General features: G+C 31.0%; 17 protein-coding genes and 1 other annotated feature. Of the genes, 2 read left to right on the top strand and 15 right to left on the bottom strand.

The features are described from left to right. Window positions 1-14: 14 nt before the first annotated feature. The 13 genes from B2S02_RS05415 to B2S02_RS05475 all read right to left on the bottom strand — a co-directional run bounded on the left by B2S02_RS05415 (window position 15) and on the right by B2S02_RS05475 (window position 12,216). Window positions 15-1,682: a ribonuclease J gene (locus B2S02_RS05415; RefSeq protein WP_346848308.1), complete on the bottom strand. Its 1,668-nt coding sequence runs from the start codon at window positions 1,680-1,682 to the stop codon at window positions 15-17. A gap of 177 nt (window positions 1,683-1,859) precedes the next feature. Then, window positions 1,860-2,303 carry a Fur family transcriptional regulator gene (locus B2S02_RS05420; RefSeq protein WP_346920389.1) on the bottom strand — a complete coding sequence of 148 codons (444 nt, stop codon included), beginning with the start codon at window positions 2,301-2,303 and terminating at the stop codon, window positions 1,860-1,862. A 39-nt stretch (window positions 2,304-2,342) separates the two neighbouring features. Then, on the bottom strand, window positions 2,343-2,606 hold the full coding sequence (locus B2S02_RS05425) for a DUF1292 domain-containing protein (RefSeq protein ID WP_035133255.1): 264 nt from the start codon (window positions 2,604-2,606) through the stop codon (window positions 2,343-2,345). Between the two features lie 128 nt (window positions 2,607-2,734). Further along, window positions 2,735-3,148, bottom strand: a complete 414-nt coding sequence (gene ruvX / locus B2S02_RS05430) for a Holliday junction resolvase RuvX (protein ID WP_346920390.1) — start codon at window positions 3,146-3,148, stop codon at window positions 2,735-2,737. Window positions 3,149-3,525: 377 nt separating this feature from the next. Beyond that, on the bottom strand, window positions 3,526-3,777 hold the full coding sequence (locus tag B2S02_RS05435) for an IreB family regulatory phosphoprotein (RefSeq protein ID WP_035133250.1): 252 nt from the start codon (window positions 3,775-3,777) through the stop codon (window positions 3,526-3,528). 62 nt (window positions 3,778-3,839) lie between these two features. Then, window positions 3,840-6,485, bottom strand: coding sequence for an alanine--tRNA ligase (gene alaS, locus B2S02_RS05440; RefSeq protein WP_346920391.1), 2,646 nt, complete (start codon window positions 6,483-6,485; stop codon window positions 3,840-3,842). A gap of 83 nt (window positions 6,486-6,568) precedes the next feature. Beyond that, window positions 6,569-6,738 (bottom strand) — a binding site (T-box leader). 123 nt (window positions 6,739-6,861) lie between these two features. Beyond that, window positions 6,862-7,896 carry an AI-2E family transporter gene (locus B2S02_RS05445; RefSeq protein ID WP_346848305.1) on the bottom strand — a complete coding sequence of 345 codons (1,035 nt, stop codon included), beginning with the start codon at window positions 7,894-7,896 and terminating at the stop codon, window positions 6,862-6,864. Continuing rightward, window positions 7,883-8,401, bottom strand: a complete 519-nt coding sequence (locus B2S02_RS05450; protein WP_035133245.1) for a PRC-barrel domain-containing protein — start codon at window positions 8,399-8,401, stop codon at window positions 7,883-7,885. Before B2S02_RS05450 ends, B2S02_RS05445 begins: the two co-directional genes overlap by 14 nt. A 104-nt stretch (window positions 8,402-8,505) precedes the next feature. Then, entirely contained in the window at window positions 8,506-8,910 is a 405-nt protein-coding gene (gene nifU / locus B2S02_RS05455; RefSeq protein ID WP_346848304.1) for a Fe-S cluster assembly scaffold protein NifU, read from the bottom strand. A 140-nt stretch (window positions 8,911-9,050) separates the two neighbouring features. Further along, window positions 9,051-10,130 carry a tRNA 2-thiouridine(34) synthase MnmA gene (gene mnmA, locus B2S02_RS05460; RefSeq protein WP_346876443.1) on the bottom strand — a complete coding sequence of 360 codons (1,080 nt, stop codon included), beginning with the start codon at window positions 10,128-10,130 and terminating at the stop codon, window positions 9,051-9,053. Window positions 10,131-10,143: 13 nt separating this feature from the next. Next, window positions 10,144-10,572 (bottom strand): Fe-S cluster assembly scaffold protein NifU, encoded by a 429-nt coding sequence (gene nifU / locus B2S02_RS05465; protein WP_035133240.1) that lies wholly within the window; start codon window positions 10,570-10,572, stop codon window positions 10,144-10,146. A gap of 2 nt (window positions 10,573-10,574) precedes the next feature. Further along, on the bottom strand, window positions 10,575-11,783 hold the full coding sequence (gene nifS, locus B2S02_RS05470; protein WP_346876442.1) for a cysteine desulfurase NifS: 1,209 nt from the start codon (window positions 11,781-11,783) through the stop codon (window positions 10,575-10,577). After that, a complete protein-coding gene (locus B2S02_RS05475; protein ID WP_346876441.1) occupies window positions 11,776-12,216 on the bottom strand; it encodes an Rrf2 family transcriptional regulator in 441 nt (146 codons plus the stop codon). Before B2S02_RS05475 ends, nifS begins: the two co-directional genes overlap by 8 nt. Window positions 12,217-12,364: 148 nt before the next feature. Between B2S02_RS05475 and B2S02_RS05480 the strand changes: the two genes are divergently transcribed. Then, a complete protein-coding gene (locus B2S02_RS05480) occupies window positions 12,365-13,708 on the top strand; it encodes an aminotransferase class V-fold PLP-dependent enzyme (RefSeq protein WP_346920392.1) in 1,344 nt (447 codons plus the stop codon). 189 nt (window positions 13,709-13,897) lie between these two features. Here the strand turns inward: B2S02_RS05480 and trpB are convergent, their stop codons facing one another. Then, entirely contained in the window at window positions 13,898-15,064 is a 1,167-nt protein-coding gene (trpB, locus tag B2S02_RS05485) for a tryptophan synthase subunit beta (protein ID WP_346920393.1), read from the bottom strand. A gap of 676 nt (window positions 15,065-15,740) precedes the next feature. Between trpB and B2S02_RS05490 the strand changes: the two genes are divergently transcribed. Continuing rightward, window positions 15,741-16,124 carry a DUF5658 family protein gene (locus B2S02_RS05490; RefSeq protein WP_346920394.1) on the top strand — a complete coding sequence of 128 codons (384 nt, stop codon included), beginning with the start codon at window positions 15,741-15,743 and terminating at the stop codon, window positions 16,122-16,124. A gap of 30 nt (window positions 16,125-16,154) precedes the next feature. Here B2S02_RS05490 and B2S02_RS05495 read toward each other — a convergent pair whose 3' ends face one another. Beyond that, window positions 16,155-16,718, bottom strand: coding sequence for an NUDIX hydrolase (locus B2S02_RS05495; RefSeq protein WP_346920395.1), 564 nt, complete (start codon window positions 16,716-16,718; stop codon window positions 16,155-16,157). Window positions 16,719-16,745 lie beyond the last annotated feature (27 nt).

Below are 16,745 nucleotides of genomic sequence, written 5' to 3' on the forward strand. Positions count from 1 at the left end.
AAAAATGAAGTTTTTTAAACTTCCATAATTATAGGTAAAATCATTGGTCTTCTCTTAGTCTTTTCATAAAGGTACTCTCTAAGAGCTTCTCTAATTGTTGCTTTTATAGTAGGCCATTCCGTAATGTGTTTTTCTTCACAATGTGCAAGGGCCTCTTTAACAACCTCTCTAGCCTTATCCATTAAATCCTCAGATTCTCTAACATAGACAAAGCCTCTTGAAATTATATCTGGACCTGCAATAACACTTCCAGTATCTTTACCCATGGTAACTACAACAGTTAGGATACCATCTTGTGATAGATGTTTTCTATCCCTTAGAACAATATTTCCTACATCTCCAACTCCAAGTCCATCTACAAAAACTTGCCCTGAAGCTACTGTACCTGCTTTTCTTATAGATGTTCTACTTACTTCAATAAGATCTCCATTTTCTCCTATATACACATTTTTCTCCGACAAACCTAACTTAACAGCTAGTTCACCATGTTGTTTTAAATGTCTATATTCACCATGAACTGGTATGAAGAATCTCGGTTTTACTAAAGAATGCATAAGTTTTAACTCTTCCTGGCATGCATGACCTGATACGTGAACTTCTGCTAGTGATTCATATACTACTTCTGCCCCTTGTTTAAACAATTGATTTATAACCTTAGAAACTAATTTCTCATTTCCTGGTATAGGCGATGCGGATAATATTACTAGATCTCCCTTTTGTATATTTACCTTCTTATGCTCAGAAGCTGCCATTCTTGAAAGAGCTGCCATAGGTTCTCCTTGACTTCCAGTAGTTATCATAACTATTTCATCATCACGATATTTCCCCATAGAATCTATACTTATTAATGCATCTTCTTCTATAGTAATATATCCAAGTTCTATAGCAACTGCGATTATATTTTCCATACTTCTACCAGAAAGTGCAACTTTTCTATTATACTTTCTAGCTGCTGTTATTATCTGTTGAACCCTATGAATATTAGAAGCAAAAGTTGCAACAATAACTCTTCCCTTAGCACCATGGAAAATCTTTTCGAAACTTTCTCCAACTATGCTTTCAGACATAGTGTATCCTGGTCTCTCTACATTAGTACTGTCTGCTAAGAGTACAGTTACTCCTTTTTTCCCTAGCTCTGCAAATCTAGTTAAATCTGTAACCTTGCCATCTATAGGTGTAAAGTCAATCTTAAAATCTCCAGTATGAAGTACTACACCTAATGGTGTGTGTATAGCTATAGCTACCGAATCTGCTATACTGTGATTTGTTTTAATAAATTCTACAGATACACTAGTAAGCTTTATGATATCCTTTGGCTTAACTTCTCTTAAGTCAACCACTCCTAATAATGCATGCTCTCTTAATTTACTTTCCACAATTCCCAGTGTAAGTTTAGTCCCATAAACAGGAACATTAATTTGCTTTAATACATATGGTAAAGCACCAATATGATCTTCATGAGCATGGGTTAAAAATATTCCAGTTACTCTATCAATATTCTTAACTAGATAAGTAACATCTGGTATAACTACGTCAATTCCCAACATCTCATCATCTGGAAATTTCAATCCGCAATCGATAACAACTATATCATTCTTATATTCTATAGCAGTTAGATTTTTACCTATCTCATTTAATCCCCCTAAAGGAATTATTTTAATCTTCTCTTTTTCTTTTTTCAAAACCTACCCTCCTTTTCTACATAATTTTCTTTATGCTCTGCCTAACTTTATTAATATAAAAGATTAGGTTTTTGAGCATCTTAATCTAATCTGTACATATATACATTTAATTTCTAATAGAAATTTTAATATCATATAGTATAGATTTATATAACATCTCTACTAATAATAAAGTTATTATTGTAAAGAACAATTATCACAAATTCCATAAAACTTTAAACTATGATTTTTTATTTTAAAGTTATACTTTTTTTCTATTCCCTGCTCTAACTCCTCTAAAAGATCTCCTTCAACCTCAATGACTTTACCACAATTTTGACAAATCAAATGATGATGTTGATGACTTTCATCTTCATCACAAAGTTCGTATCTACTGCATCCATCATCTAAATCAAGTTTATATAGCATTCCCATTTCTTCTAATAACTGAACAGTTCTATACACAGTTGCAAGTCCGATTTCCGGACAATTAACCTTTACTAAATCATATATTTCTTCTGTGGTTAAGTGGCTACCTTCATTTTTAATAATCTCATCAAGTATAGACCTTCTTTGAGGTGTCAATTTATAGCCCTTTTCTTTTAGAATAAGTTTTAAATTTTCAATTTTCTCATTAGACATAAATTAACACTACTCCTTTCACCACTAGGTGAAGTATATTTATTCTATAACACCTTCATCATATAGAGTTTCAAAAGCATCATTAACCATGTTAAACTCTTCTTCATCCTCTACTGTTGCAAAGTATTCTTCTCCATCTTCATCCTTAAGAACCTTTAATGCAATAGCATCCTCATTTTCATCATCAATAGGCGCTACTATAAAATACTCTGTATCTTCTATTTCTAACTTGGTTATAACTTCAAACTCAACGTCATTACCTTCTTCGTCAGTCAATGTTATATTTTCTAAAAAATTTTCCATAAAAATTTCCTCCTTCTACATATTGGTAGTATTTTTCTATATAGAAATTATCTATATTACAATTCTATTCTGTAAGCTATAAGTGCCTATTTAAGTTTATACTATATATTATCTTATTCATGATAATATTATTTACTAAGACTATCTAAGTACCCCTGTAAAATATAAGTAGCAGCTATCTTATCAACCAAGCCTTTTCTTTTTTTTCTTGACATATCAGCTTCTAACATAGCCATATGTGCTGCCCTAGTAGTAAGTCTTTCATCCCAAAATTTAATTTCTATGTTTACGTGCTCCCTTAACGCTTCACAAAATCTTTGTACCTTTTCTGCTTGCTCACCTATAGTACCATTCATATTCTTAGGTAATCCTGAAATTATAGTTTCAACATTATATTCGTTGCATATTTTTATAATTTCTTCTATATCTACCTCTTCCTTTTTACGTCTTATGGTGGTAATTCCTTGAGCTGTGAAGCCTAGTGGGTCACTTATAGCTACTCCAATAGTTCTATCACCCACATCTAATCCAAGTACTCTCATGCTCTTCTCCTAACTGTATATTACAAATATAGGAGCTCCATTATGATAAACAGAGTTCTTTGCTTCAGAGGGAGTTTTTACTCCCCCTGAAGGTTAGAAATCGTTATCCAGGGTCGTAGCCGCTCTTTACTCCCACTTTGAAGAAGATGGGAGTATTAGAGCGGGTAGTCATAGGATAAACCTCTTCTTTATCCTTATATGGGTGCTCCTTATTCTGATCATTACAAATTAATAATTATATGCTATTATAATTAACACTAATGGATAAAATCAATTTATTATTCCAACACTATATACATCTTTAATGGACTGTATTACACTTTTACCTATTACATATTATGTGTAATTTTAAAATAAAAATGCCTTAAAAGGCATTTTTATTTTATATCTAGATAAGATTTTAAAACTTCTTCTAATATCTCGTCTCTCTCTAGTTTACTTACTAATGCTCTTGCGCCATTATAGTTGGTTATATAAGTTGGGTCGCCAGATATAAGATAGCCTACTAACTGGTTAACTGGATTATAGCCCTTCTCAATTAGAGCATCATATACATCAGTTAGTATAACTTTTGTCATATCTTTCTTATCTTTCATTACATCAAACTGAACTGTATGTTGTTTATCCATTATATCACCTTCTCAACCTTACTTTATTTTCTATTATACCATCATTGGATGCAAAAAGTATACTATTTTACTAAAGTTTCTACTATTTGACTTACCTTTGAAATTGCTTCATCTAGTTTTTCTGGTTTCTTTCCACCTGCTTGTGCCATGTCAGGTCTTCCACCACCACCACCGCCAGTGATGATAGCTACCTCTTTAATAATCTTTCCAGCATGAGCACCCTTTGCAACTGCTTCCTTACTAGCCATTACAACAAATTGAACCTTTCCAGCAACTCTACTCCCAAGAACTACAACTGCATCTGAAACCTTATTTCTAAGTTTATCACATAGATTTCTAAGTGCATCTCCTTCAATATCATCTAGCGCAGCTGCAATTACATTGATTCCTTTAATATTTTCAGCTTTATTAATTATTTCATCTTCAATACCACTAGCTAATTTTTCCTTTAATCCTTGTATTTCTTTTTCTTTTTCTTTTAAAGTAGTAAGTAATCCATTTAACTTATTTAATAAATCTTTTTCTCCACACTTTAAAGTTGCCGATATTTCTTTTAATAACTCCTCTTTTTCATTTACATAGCTTTCAGATTTAATACCTGTAACAGCTTCAATTCTTCTGATTCCTGCTGCTACTCCACTCTCATTTAGAATCTTAAACAGCCCTATTTCGCCAGAATTCTTAACATGAATTCCACCGCATAGTTCCTTGCTATATTCACCTACAGATACAACTCTAACATCCTCTTTATATTTATCATCGAATAAAGCCACAGCTCCCTTTTCTTTAGCTTCATCTATAGTCATAATCTCCGTGTTTACATCATAAGCCTTAAGAATTTCACTGTTTAAACTTTCTTCTACTTCTTTAAGTTGTTCTGAAGTCATAGCTGAGAAATGGGTAAAGTCAAATCTTAATCTATCCCCATCTACATAAGATCCAGCTTGATTTACATGGTCTCCTAAGACTTCTTTTAAAGCTTCATGAAGCATATGAGTAGCAGTATGATTTTTGCATATATTACTTCTCACAGTGGAATCTACTAACAGTTCAACAATTTCATCTATCTTAAGTTCTCCTTTAATAGCTTCTACAAAGTGAAGTATATGACCTCTGGTACTTTTTTTACAATCAAAAACTTTTCCTTGGAATTTATCCGTGTGTATAGTTCCAATGTCTCCTACTTGCCCCCCCATTTCTGCATAAAATGGAGTTTTTTCAGTAACAACTACAAATCTTTCCCCTTCTCCTACTTTGCTTACAAACTCATTATCTTTTATCATAGATAAAACTTTACCTTTACTACTTATAGTTCCATAGCCTAAAAACTCAGTAGTTATTTCCATTGGAATATTGTTTAAAGCACCTTCATCATTTCCCATGTAGTTTGATGTACCTCTTGCAGCTCTTGCTGTATTCCTTTGATTTTCCATTTCTTTATGGAAAGCATCAAAATCAATTTTCATTCCCTTTTCAACTAAAATTTCTTCGGTAAGTTCAACTGGGAATCCAAAAGTATCATAAAGTTTAAATGCTTTTTCTCCACTTAATACATTTATCTTTTCAGTATTCATTTCATCGATATAGGATTTTAATATATCCATACCTTGGTCTATGGTTTCTGCAAATCTTTCTTCTTCTAAGCTAATGACTTTCTTAATATAGTCTTTTTTCTCTTCTAATTCTTTATAAGCTCCCTTTGAACTATCAATAACTACGTTACAAAGTTCATTTAGAAATGTACCTGTGATTCCTAAAATTCTTCCATGTCTTGCAGCTCTTCTAAGAAGTCTTCTTAATACATATCCTCTACCTTCGTTAGATGGTAATATTCCATCTCCAATCATAAAGGTAATACTTCTTACATGGTCAGTTATTATTCTTATAGACACATCTAAATCTTTATTTTCGCCATAGGTTTTTTCAGCTTTTTTACAAGCTGCACTTAAAACATCCTTAATTGTATCTACTTCAAAGATATTATCTACACCTTGCATTATAGTAGATATTCTCTCAAGTCCCATTCCTGTATCTATATTAGGATTTGCTAATCTCTCATATCCACCCTTACCATCTCCGTCAAACTGTGTGAAAACTAAATTCCAAAATTCAATTACTCTATCTTCATCACCAGCTTTAATAAATTCTTCAGTAGTTTCTATTTGCGGAAGATCTGATTTTCTATCATAGTGAATTTCTGTACATGGACCACATGGACCAGCACCATGTTCCCAGAAGTTATCTTCTTTACCTAATCTAAAGATCCTACTTGACTCTATATCAGTTTTCTTAGTCCAAATATCAAAAGCCTCATCATCTTCAAGATATATAGTTACATATAGTTTATCCTTAGATATTTTTAAAACCTCTGTTATATACTCCCAAGCCCATACTATAATTTCTTCTTTAAAATAATCTCCAAAAGAAAAATTTCCTAACATCTCAAAAAAAGTACCATGCCTTGAGGTTTTTCCTACATTCTCAATATCACCAGTTCTTATACACTTTTGACAAGTTGTTACTCTTTTACTTGGTGGCGTCTGAATACCAGTAAAATATGGCTTTAATGGAGCCATCCCCGCATTTATTAGTAAAAGACTCTTATCATTCTTAGGTACTAAAGAAAAGCTATTAAGTCTTAAATGCTCTTTACTTTCAAAGAACTTTAAAAAGCTTTCTCTTATTTCATTTAAACCCATATTATTCATGTTACATTCCTCCTAATTATTTCTAATAACAATGACTTTTATTCAATTTTTCTAAAATAAAATAAAAAAAACTTCCATCCCTGAAAAGGGACGAAAGTTTTCCGCGTTACCACCCTAATTATACTAGATTAACTAGTATCTCTTAATTAATTATAGCTCCAAGACAGCTTCAATATGTTTCACTGAAAGTTTTCACCTACCACTTTCTCTCTGAAAGTTTCCCATATCTACTAATTCTTATCATAACTTCATATTCAATTGGAACTCGACTCACTACGTTCGCTGAGTAAGTGATTCACACCAAATTATAGATTCTGGTTCTCTACTTATATGATAAATTATATTTAGCATTTCAGCAATTGTCAATAATTCTAAACTAAAATAAATAATAATCTATTTCTCCTACAACTATTTTAATCATTACCCATACTGGAATTACAATAATCATCCCTAAAATTCCACCTATACTTCCACCTATTATAAGTAGTAATAATATGGTTACTGGATGAGAATCTACAGTTTCACCTAAAATTTTAGGGCATATAATATCTCCTTCTAGCTGTTGAATTACAAACAACCAAAATATAACAATAACAGCTTTCTTAGTAGATGTTAAAAGTGCTATTAAAATTATTGGAATAGCTCCTATAACCGGACCAAAATATGGTATTATATTAAACACTGCATTTACTAAAGATAATATTAAAGCATATTTTATACCACTTACCTTTAGTGCTATAAAGGTCAATATACCAATTATTCCACACAATTCAAACTGAGTTATTATATATCTTTCCATTACCTTATCCATGTGATTTAAAGCTCTTCTAATGGCATATTTATTGCTAAAAGGCATATACTTCATGATTCCTTTTGAAATACTATCTCCGTCGCTTAAAAAGAAATACACTAAAGTTGGTATTATAAATAGCAATAACAAATTTTCAGCTATAGATACAATTTTTGATAAAAAATTCGATATAATTACCATAAGAGCGTCTTTGAATCTTTCATAGGAATTATATAATACTTCCTTAACGAAAGGACTATCAGTAACATATTTAATATCTCCAGTAATTCTTTCATAATAACCTTTCATCTCACCTATTACTTCAGCAAAATTGGAGCTTTCATTATATATCCATGGAACTAAAATAGAAAATATTATAACTACAAATAATATAATAGATAGAATTACTATTAAAGCACTTAACTTTCTATTAAGTCCTCTTTCCATAAAGAACTTATGAAAAGGTCTAATACTATATGAAATTATAAAGGATATTATCACTACTCCTAAAACCTCAGTAAAAATAGGAAACTTCCACAATAAAAATATTATTATACCTATAATTAATAGAGCTATTGCTAACCTACCTAAGTTACTCCAATTCCAATCAATCTTTTTCATAATATACATCCTTATTAGTAGCTTTTTTCTTTCCTACATTAGGCATACATTCCAAAGCTATATTAGTGTTTTCAGCTGTATATAATATATAATCGTCTCCTAGTATCAAGTATGGTTTTAATAAAATACTTCTACTTTTAAACATGCTGAATATATTATAATCTTTTACTGCAAGTCCTTTTATTTTAAAGTCATCATCACCGAATATAACCTCACTTACTAAACCTAATATATTAGAACATTTATCTATAACATGCATATTCAGAATACTTGAAAATTCTAAGTACTTATCCTTAACTATATTGTTAATTACTAGCTGAGACTTATAATATACTATATTCTCTTTTAGTACGTTAAACTCCTTACCCAATAATCTATATGGGCTAATTTTAAATCCTATCACTTCCCCCTTATTAAAATCAACTAATAAATCCTTTATATATCCTATCTTTTTTCCTTGGATATTCATTACATCCATATAGATGTAATCTCTACTTTTAGCCATAAAATAAACTCCCTTCATAGGAAATGATATTTCTATCCTTGCCTATTTAAAGAGAGTTTATACTAATATTAATGTGGACTAAGTTATATAACCAAAAACATCATCTATTCATTGTTATACTTATCCTTCCACTTTTCAAGTCCATGAGATTCTCTATAGTTATTAATAGCCTTGTGTATAGTTTGTTCTGCAAGTACGGAGCAATGAATTTTAGAAGATGGTAATCCATCTAAAGCTTCTATAACAGATTCATTAGTAAGATTCCAGGCTTCTTCTAGAGTCTTTCCAATAATAAGTTCTGTGGCAATACTGGATGATGCAATAGCAGATCCACAACCAAAGGTCATAAATTTAGCATTTTTAATCACATTATCTTCTATAATTAAATATATCTTCATTACATCTCCACACCTTACATCTCCACATTCACCTATGCCATCAGCATCAGGTAAAGTACCTACATTTCTTGGTGAATAAAAATGTTCTAGAACTTTATCACTGTAATCCATAAAAATCCCTCCTAGAATGACTTCAAGGATTGTCTTAAAGATTGCTAAACTTATATCAATAAATCTAGCTGATTCTCTTTAAGACAACCCTAAAATATCATTCAATCTTTTTATTGTACTTTAAAATTATATTTAATTTACTATTTTATAACTCTTTCAATAATTCCTCCACCAACAACAAGGTCCCCTTGATAACAAACTACAGACTGACCCTTAGTTATAGCCCGTTGAGGGGTTTCAAAGTCTAACTTAATATGATTTCCATCTAATTGAGTTAGTTTTGCAAGAGCCGGTTTAGCTGAATATCTTACCTTAGCCTCAACCATAATCTCTCCTTCTATTTTATCCATAGGAATTAAATTTATGTTTTTAGCAATAAGCGTAGTATTAAAGATTTCTGATTCTTCGCCTAAAACTACTTCATTTCTTTCTGGGATTATGTTAGTTACAAATACAGGTTTTCCAAGAGCAATTCCAAGACCTTTTCTCTGACCTATAGTATAATATACTATGCCCTTATGCTTACCTAAAATTTTTCCAGTACTATCTACAAAATTTCCTGGTACAACTTCTCTTCCACTAAATCTAGAAAGATAATTACCATGATTGTTATCAGGTATAAAGCAAATTTCTTGAGAATCTTTCTTTCTAAATACTTCCAAACCTATTTTTTCAGCGATAGCCCTGATTTCTGTTTTAGAATAAGCTCCACAAGGCATCAAAGTATGTGCCAATTGATCTTGTGTTAGCGTATATAGCGCGTAGGTTTGGTCTTTTCTATCATCTTCTGAACGCTTTAATCTATATCTTCCATCTTTGAAATCTATAGTAGCATAATGCCCAGTAGCAATATAATCAGCGCCTAGCCCTTGAACTTTTCTTAAAAATTCTTCAAACTTAATTTTTCTATTACATTCTATACAAGGATTTGGGGTTCTCCCACTAAAATACTCCTCTATAAAATTGTCTACTACATGCTCTTTAAAAGGAGCTTTAAAATTCATAACATAGAAGGGTATATCTAAAACATCTGCTACTCGTCTTGCATCATTAACTGCTGAAAGAGAACAACAACCACCTTCATTTTCTGCATATTCAGGATTATCTGGAGATAACTTCATCATTATTCCAGTGACATCATATCCTTGTTCTTTTAAAAGATATGCTGCTACAGAACTGTCAACGCCTCCACTCATCCCTATTACAACTTTTTTCTTCATCTAAGTATCACACCTATTCTCCATGAACTTGATCATGTATATCATCATGTTCTTCGTAATCCCAAGGCTGTAATCCTTGTTTCTCTCTGTAATCATTTATAGCTTTATGAATAGCTTCTTCTGCAAGAACTGAGCAATGCATTTTAACTGGTGGAAGTCCATCTAAAGCTTCTGCTACAGCTACATTTGTAAGTGTCCATGCTTCATCTAAGGTTTTTCCTTTTATTAACTCTGTAGCCATACTAGAAGATGCTATGGCAGATCCACATCCAAAAGTCTTAAACTTACAATCTACGATTTTCTCATCTTCAACTTTTAAATAAACCCTCATTATATCTCCACATTTAGCATTTCCAACTTCTCCAATACCGCTAGCATTTTCTATTTCTCCAACGTTTCTTGGGTTTGTAAAATGATCCATTACTTTTTCACTATATATCATAATTATTTGTCCTCCTTGTTAAAAAAGCTTTTAATTTTTCCATTTAAGAAACTGTCATATAATGGTGACATATCTCTAAGCCTTTGCACTATTGCAGGTACAGTTTCTATTACGTAATCTACTTCTTCTTCAGTTGTTTTAGCACCCATTGTAAGTCTTAACGAACCATGGGCAACTTCATGAGGAAGTCCTATAGACAATAATACGTGAGATGGATCTAAAGATCCAGATGTGCAAGCACTTCCACTTGATGCACATATTCCTTTAGCATCAAGCATTAAAAGTACTGACTCTCCTTCTATAAATTCAAAACTAATATTTACGTTCCCTGGCAGTCTTTTATCTCCTACTGAACCATTAAGTTTAGAATATGGGATCTCTAGTAATCCCTTTATAAGCTTATCTCTTAAATAAGTTAATCTTTCTTTTTCTTCAGTTAAATTTTCCATAGCTAGCTCTATAGCCTTTCCTAATCCAACTATTCCAGCTACGTTCTCTGTTCCAGCTCTTCTATTTCTTTCTTGAGCTCCACCATGAACCAAGTTGTGAATTTTTATACCTTTTCTTAGGTATAAAACTCCAACACCTTTAGGACCATAAATTTTATGTCCTGATAGCGATAGTGCATCTATATCCATATTTTTAACATCCATCTCTATATGACCTATAGCTTGAACTGCATCTGTATGGAAGAAAACTTTTCTTTCTTTACATATAGCGCCTATTTCTTTAATAGGTTGTACAGTTCCAATTTCATTGTTAGCAGTCATTATAGTCACTAATATAGTGCTTGACTTTATAGCATTTTTTAGTTCTTCTAATCTAATAAGCCCTTCTTCATCCACATCCAAATAAGTTACTTCAAATCCTTGTTTTTCAAGATATTCACAAGTGTGAAGTACAGCGTGATGCTCTATTTTAGTAGTTATAATATGATTTCCTTTATTTTTGTTGGCAAGTGCTATTCCCTTAATCGCCCAGTTATCTGCTTCTGATCCACCACCAGTGAAATATATTTCTGCTGGATCCGCATTAATAGCTTTTGCTATTCTATTTCTTGCTTTATCTATAGCTTTTTTAGTTTCCCTTGAAATCGAATATATAGATGATGGGTTACCATAAAACTCCGTAAAGTAAGGTATCATATCCTCTAATACTTCTGGTTTTGTGTATGTTGTTGCCGCATAATCCATATAAACTGTTTTATTCATTTAGGTTCACTCCTTTAATTTTCAATATGTTAAAATAATCGTCTACAATATCCTGTAAAGTTATTGCCATTGTTACAGAATCAATACTATCCTTAATTTTTTTCCATACTATTCTGGTTGCACAACAATCAATATTATTGCATCCATCACTATCTAAGCAGGTTGAAATTTCGATAGGTCCTTCTAGCACCTCTAATACTTGGTATACTGTAATTTCTTTTGGATCCTTGGCTAGAATGTATCCTCCATTGGCTCCTCTTATACTCTTTATTAGCTCTGCTTTTCTTAACACAGAAAATAACTGTTCAAGATAATATTCCGAAATATTTTGTCTACTTGAAATACTCTTAATAGATATAGGGCTTTTTCCGTAGTTAATAGCTAGGTCAACCATAGCTTTAACCCCGTATCTTCCCTTAGTTGATAACTTCATAAAAATCATTCCTTAATGTTGAGTACTTTACTATGGTTTAATAATATCAAATCAGAGTATTTATGTCAACTATTCTTTTAATATCTGCACCAATAAAATATATCTTTAATATTATATAATAACAACTATTTAATTAAGGAGGTAAAAAATGAGTAACTTTAGGGATAATCCATATCGAGAATTAGTTTATGGAGTAGATATTAAAGTACCATTGATAGATAAATCATATTGCATAGGTATCAATTTCGATAATGCAGCTACAACGCCTCCATTAAAATCTGTAATTGATGAAGTAATAAACTTTTCTCCTTATTACTCCTCAATACATCGAGGAGATGGATATAAATCTCAATTATCCACCTATATGTATGAAACTTCAAGGGAAATTGTGAAATTTTTCATTAATGATTATAGTGATATGATGGATGTTATATATGTAAAAAACTGTACTGAAGCTATAAATAAGCTAGCTGGTATATTAGCTAGTCAAGATAAGGAGTCAATTATTCTATCCACTTCTATGGAGCATCATTCTAATGATTTACCATGGAGAAAAAATTTTGAAGTGAAATATGTAGAAGTAGATGATGAAGGTTATTTAGATATGGATGATTTTAAGTCTAAACTAGAACTATATAATGGAAGAATTTCTTTAGTTGCAATAACCGGAGCTTCAAATGTTACTGGCATTAAAAATCCTATATATACCATAGCAAATTTAGCTCATAGTTATGGGGCTAAAATTTTAGTAGACGGAGCTCAACTGATTCCTCACAGTAAATTTTCTATAGGCCTTCAACTCCCTTTAGGACCTATTGACTTTGTTGCTTTTTCAGCACATAAGATGTATGCACCCTTTGGTTGTGGTGTATTAATTGGACCTAAAGATTTTTTTAATGAGTATGAACCTGACCATACCGGTGGAGGAACCATTAAATTCGTATCTCATGATAAAGTAATATGGACTGCTTCCCCTGATAAGGAAGAAGCTGGATCACCAAACCTTATTGGTTCAATAACTTTAGGTGCTGCTATAAATGAGCTTTCAAAAATTGGAATGTCTAATATTGATGAATATGAAAAATATTTAACTGTATATACTACAAAACATCTTCAATCTATACATTCAGTAAAAATATATAGCAATTATTCCGATTTTCAAAATAAAGTTAGTATTATTCCATTTAATATAGAAGGAATACACCATACTATAGTGGCCAAAATACTATCCTATGAATTTGGCATTGCTGTAAGAAGTGGATGTTTCTGCGCTCATCCATATCTACAAAGGCTTTTAAAAATTCCTAAATCAATGATAGAAGAAATGACTCTTGCATCTAAGGATATTCAGCCTGGTATGGTTAGAATTAGTTTTGGTATTTACAATACAATAGATGAAATTGATAAATTCTTATATGCCATAAAGAAAATTGTAGATAATAAGGGGTATTACACAAAAAAATATACCTCAATGAGAGGTAGCTTAATATAATTTATTAATGTTTTTGAAAATCAAAGACTCCTCAAACCAGCATGAATAAAACAACTATTTAAATAGTTTTATATTTACCTAGTTTCCTATATAAATATTTATATAGGAAACTAGGTAAAGTATTAATACTTTAAATAAAGGATTTTCAATTTAAATCAGATAATTAAACTTATAACAGTTAAAATCATACTAATTAAGAAGTTTATTTATAGCAGACACATCTTTATCCCCTCGACCTGAAAGATTTACTACTATGACTTCATTTTCCTGTAGGTTTTTTGCTAATTTAATAGTATAGGCAATGGCATGAGCACTTTCAATTGCAGGTATTATTCCCTCTAACTTTGATAAAAGCATAAAAGCTTTTATAGCTTCATCATCTGTAATATATTTATAGTTTACTCTACCAATCTCACTTAAAAATGCATGTTCAGGTCCAACTCCTGGATAGTCAAGCCCAGGGGAAATAGAATAAGCTTCCTTAACATCTCCACTATCATCCTTTAATACAAGGGTATTCATACCGTGAATGATAGCCTCTTTTCCTTTTGTTATTGTAGCTGCATGCATTTCTGTTTCTAATCCAAAGCCTGCTGCCTCTACTCCAATAAGATTAACATCTTTATCTTCTAGGAAAGCTGTAAAAATTCCAATGGCATTACTTCCTCCTCCAACACATGCAACTACATAATTGGGAAGTTTATTTTCCTTTTCCAATATTTGTTTTCTAGCCTCTTCACCAATTATTTTCTGAAATTCCTTAACAATTTTTGGATAAGGATGAGGTCCCACAGCGGAACCAAGGACATAAAAAGTATCTGAAATATTATTTACCCATTTTTCTAAAGCTTCATTCACTGCATCGTTTAATGTTTTAGTACCACTAGTTGCTGGAGTAACTTTTGCTCCTAATATTTTCATTCTAAATACATTGAGCTCTTGTCTTTTTATATCTTCCTCTCCCATTACAATTTCACATTCCATTCCAAATTTTGCAGCTAAAGTTGCTGTAGCTACTCCATGCTGACCAGCTCCCGTTTCTGCAATTACTTTATTTTTTCCCATTCTTTTAGCCAATAGAATTTGTCCTAAAACATTATTTATTTTATGTGCTCCTGTATGATTTAAATCTTCTCTTTTCAAATATACCTTAGGACCTCCACAAAATTTTGTTAGGTTCTCAGCAAAATATAAGGGTGTTTCTCTGCCGCTATAATCCTTTAAATAGTAATTATACTCCCTCATAAACTCCTTATCTTCAATAGCTTTTTCAAAAGCTTCTTCTAACTCATTTAAAGCTTTTTTCACCTCATTTGAAACAAATGCTCCACCATACTTACCAAAATATCCTTTCATGATAAAATCTCCTTCTCTCCAAAATTATTTCTATAATTTTTATTAAATATATTAAGTTTTGCTTTTAATTCTTCGCACTTTCACTTCATACATACCACCACCTAAAACATTTCAAATACTTCCATACAACAATAAAAAGATAAAAAAAACTCCGTCCTATAAAAATAGGACGGAGATACTTCCGTGGTGCCACCTAAATTGCTATTGATAAATACACTAATACAAATTTATCAATATGCCTCTTAATTTCAAGTACTTACATACTCTATCTACTGTAACGTGTAGCCTACGATATCAGGTATTCTCACTAATAATTTCCCCTTATTTCTCAAAGGTCCATTCATCTAATTCCTTCATGCTAGGATTCCACCATCCCCAACTCTCTTTATCAAAGCTAAATTAAACTACTCTTCCTTATCATCAAATTAAATTATATTTATTTTTACCATTGTATGTTTTTACTATTATATATTTTATAAAGTGGATATGTCAACACTATATTTAAAAGATTCTGTTGAAAATTACAGTGATAAAATATACAAACTATGTTGATACACCTTTACATTATCGAATAGAACTATTTATTCTACGATATAAGTTGTAACTCACATAAACTTTTAATATAATAGCATATTTTAACATAATATGGATATATTTCTTTGTGAGGTGTTATTTTATGAATTTTATTAAATTTACAACTAAATCAGAAGTTACAACTTCAAAGCCTATAAGAAAAAAATTACTCTTTATTCTTTTTTTTAATATTAGTGATTTGCTTTTTACTTGGCTTTTTGTGGGTAAGTACAGTGGTATATTTTACGAGGCTAATGCTATTGCAAAAGTCATTATGACTAATTTTCCTCTATGTTTCTTTTTAAAAATATCTATAGTATTATTAGTTATCCTTTACTGGAACTATAGGCTTAAAGACGCAACCTTAAAAGGGCTTTTCATTTCAAATATCACTGCTAATTTAGTGCTTATAATGTATATATTAATCAATGTTCTTCACCTATTTAATCTATTAGTTTTATTATATACAAAAGGATTACTATCTTAAATGCACTTATAACTAATTATCCATTTTTCATTACCATCCTCTACTTTTTATTTTATCATTAAATTTTTCATATAATTTTATCATATTAGGCTCATTACTATGTTTGTGAATTTCATCAATAGGAAGCCATTTAACACCACTATTTTCATCTTCTTTAATTTTAACTTTTTCCTCTTCATCAGCTTCTAGCAAATATGCAAGAGATAAATGAAGATGGGCTGAGACGTATTTACCTCTTTTAAAATGTCCAATAACCTCTAATATATCTAGAGATAATATCTCTGGAGTAATAGCTCTTATATTTTCTAATCCAGTTTCTTCCTTTGCTTCCTTTATTGCTACATGAAGTAAATCTTCATCCCCATCAGCATGTCCACCTGTCCAACACCAAGTTCTATAAATATTATGATGAACCATTAAAACTTTAGTTCTATTTTTATTTACAATATATCCTGAACTGGTTACATGAATTAATGGATTTTCTCTAGTTAACAAATTATTAAATTTACTTATACTTAATAAAGCTACATTTTTATCCTGTGCCTCTTCCTCATTATGTGGAATATAATTTTTTATATCTTCAATCCATCCCATGATTAACTCTCCTTTATAACACGCTAT

The sequence above is a fragment of the Clostridium sp. UBA7339 genome, assembly GCF_002470865.1.
In the GTDB taxonomy this organism is placed as follows: domain Bacteria; phylum Bacillota; class Clostridia; order Clostridiales; family Clostridiaceae; genus Clostridium_J; species Clostridium_J sulfidigenes.

Coding starts and splice junctions, on each gene's coding strand:
- B2S02_RS05420 (WP_346920389.1), bottom strand. CDS start 2,303: ATGTCTAATGAGAAAATTGAAAATTTAAAACTTATTCTAAAAGAAAAG.
- B2S02_RS05425 (WP_035133255.1), bottom strand. CDS start 2,606: ATGGAAAATTTTTTAGAAAATATAACATTGACTGACGAAGAAGGTAAT.
- ruvX (WP_346920390.1), bottom strand. CDS start 3,148: ATGAGAGTACTTGGATTAGATGTGGGTGATAGAACTATTGGAGTAGCT.
- B2S02_RS05435 (WP_035133250.1), bottom strand. CDS start 3,777: ATGGATAAACAACATACAGTTCAGTTTGATGTAATGAAAGATAAGAAA.
- alaS (WP_346920391.1), bottom strand. CDS start 6,485: ATGAATAATATGGGTTTAAATGAAATAAGAGAAAGCTTTTTAAAGTTC.
- B2S02_RS05445 (WP_346848305.1), bottom strand. CDS start 7,896: ATGAAAAAGATTGATTGGAATTGGAGTAACTTAGGTAGGTTAGCAATA.
- B2S02_RS05450 (WP_035133245.1), bottom strand. CDS start 8,401: ATGGCTAAAAGTAGAGATTACATCTATATGGATGTAATGAATATCCAA.
- nifU (WP_346848304.1), bottom strand. CDS start 8,910: ATGGATTACAGTGATAAAGTTCTAGAACATTTTTATTCACCAAGAAAT.
- mnmA (WP_346876443.1), bottom strand. CDS start 10,130: ATGAAGAAAAAAGTTGTAATAGGGATGAGTGGAGGCGTTGACAGTTCT.
- nifU (WP_035133240.1), bottom strand. CDS start 10,572: ATGATATATAGTGAAAAAGTAATGGATCATTTTACAAACCCAAGAAAC.
- nifS (WP_346876442.1), bottom strand. CDS start 11,783: ATGAATAAAACAGTTTATATGGATTATGCGGCAACAACATACACAAAA.
- B2S02_RS05475 (WP_346876441.1), bottom strand. CDS start 12,216: ATGAAGTTATCAACTAAGGGAAGATACGGGGTTAAAGCTATGGTTGAC.
- B2S02_RS05480 (WP_346920392.1), top strand. CDS start 12,365: ATGAGTAACTTTAGGGATAATCCATATCGAGAATTAGTTTATGGAGTA.
- trpB (WP_346920393.1), bottom strand. CDS start 15,064: ATGAAAGGATATTTTGGTAAGTATGGTGGAGCATTTGTTTCAAATGAG.
- B2S02_RS05490 (WP_346920394.1), top strand. CDS start 15,741: ATGAATTTTATTAAATTTACAACTAAATCAGAAGTTACAACTTCAAAG.
- B2S02_RS05495 (WP_346920395.1), bottom strand. CDS start 16,718: ATGGGATGGATTGAAGATATAAAAAATTATATTCCACATAATGAGGAA.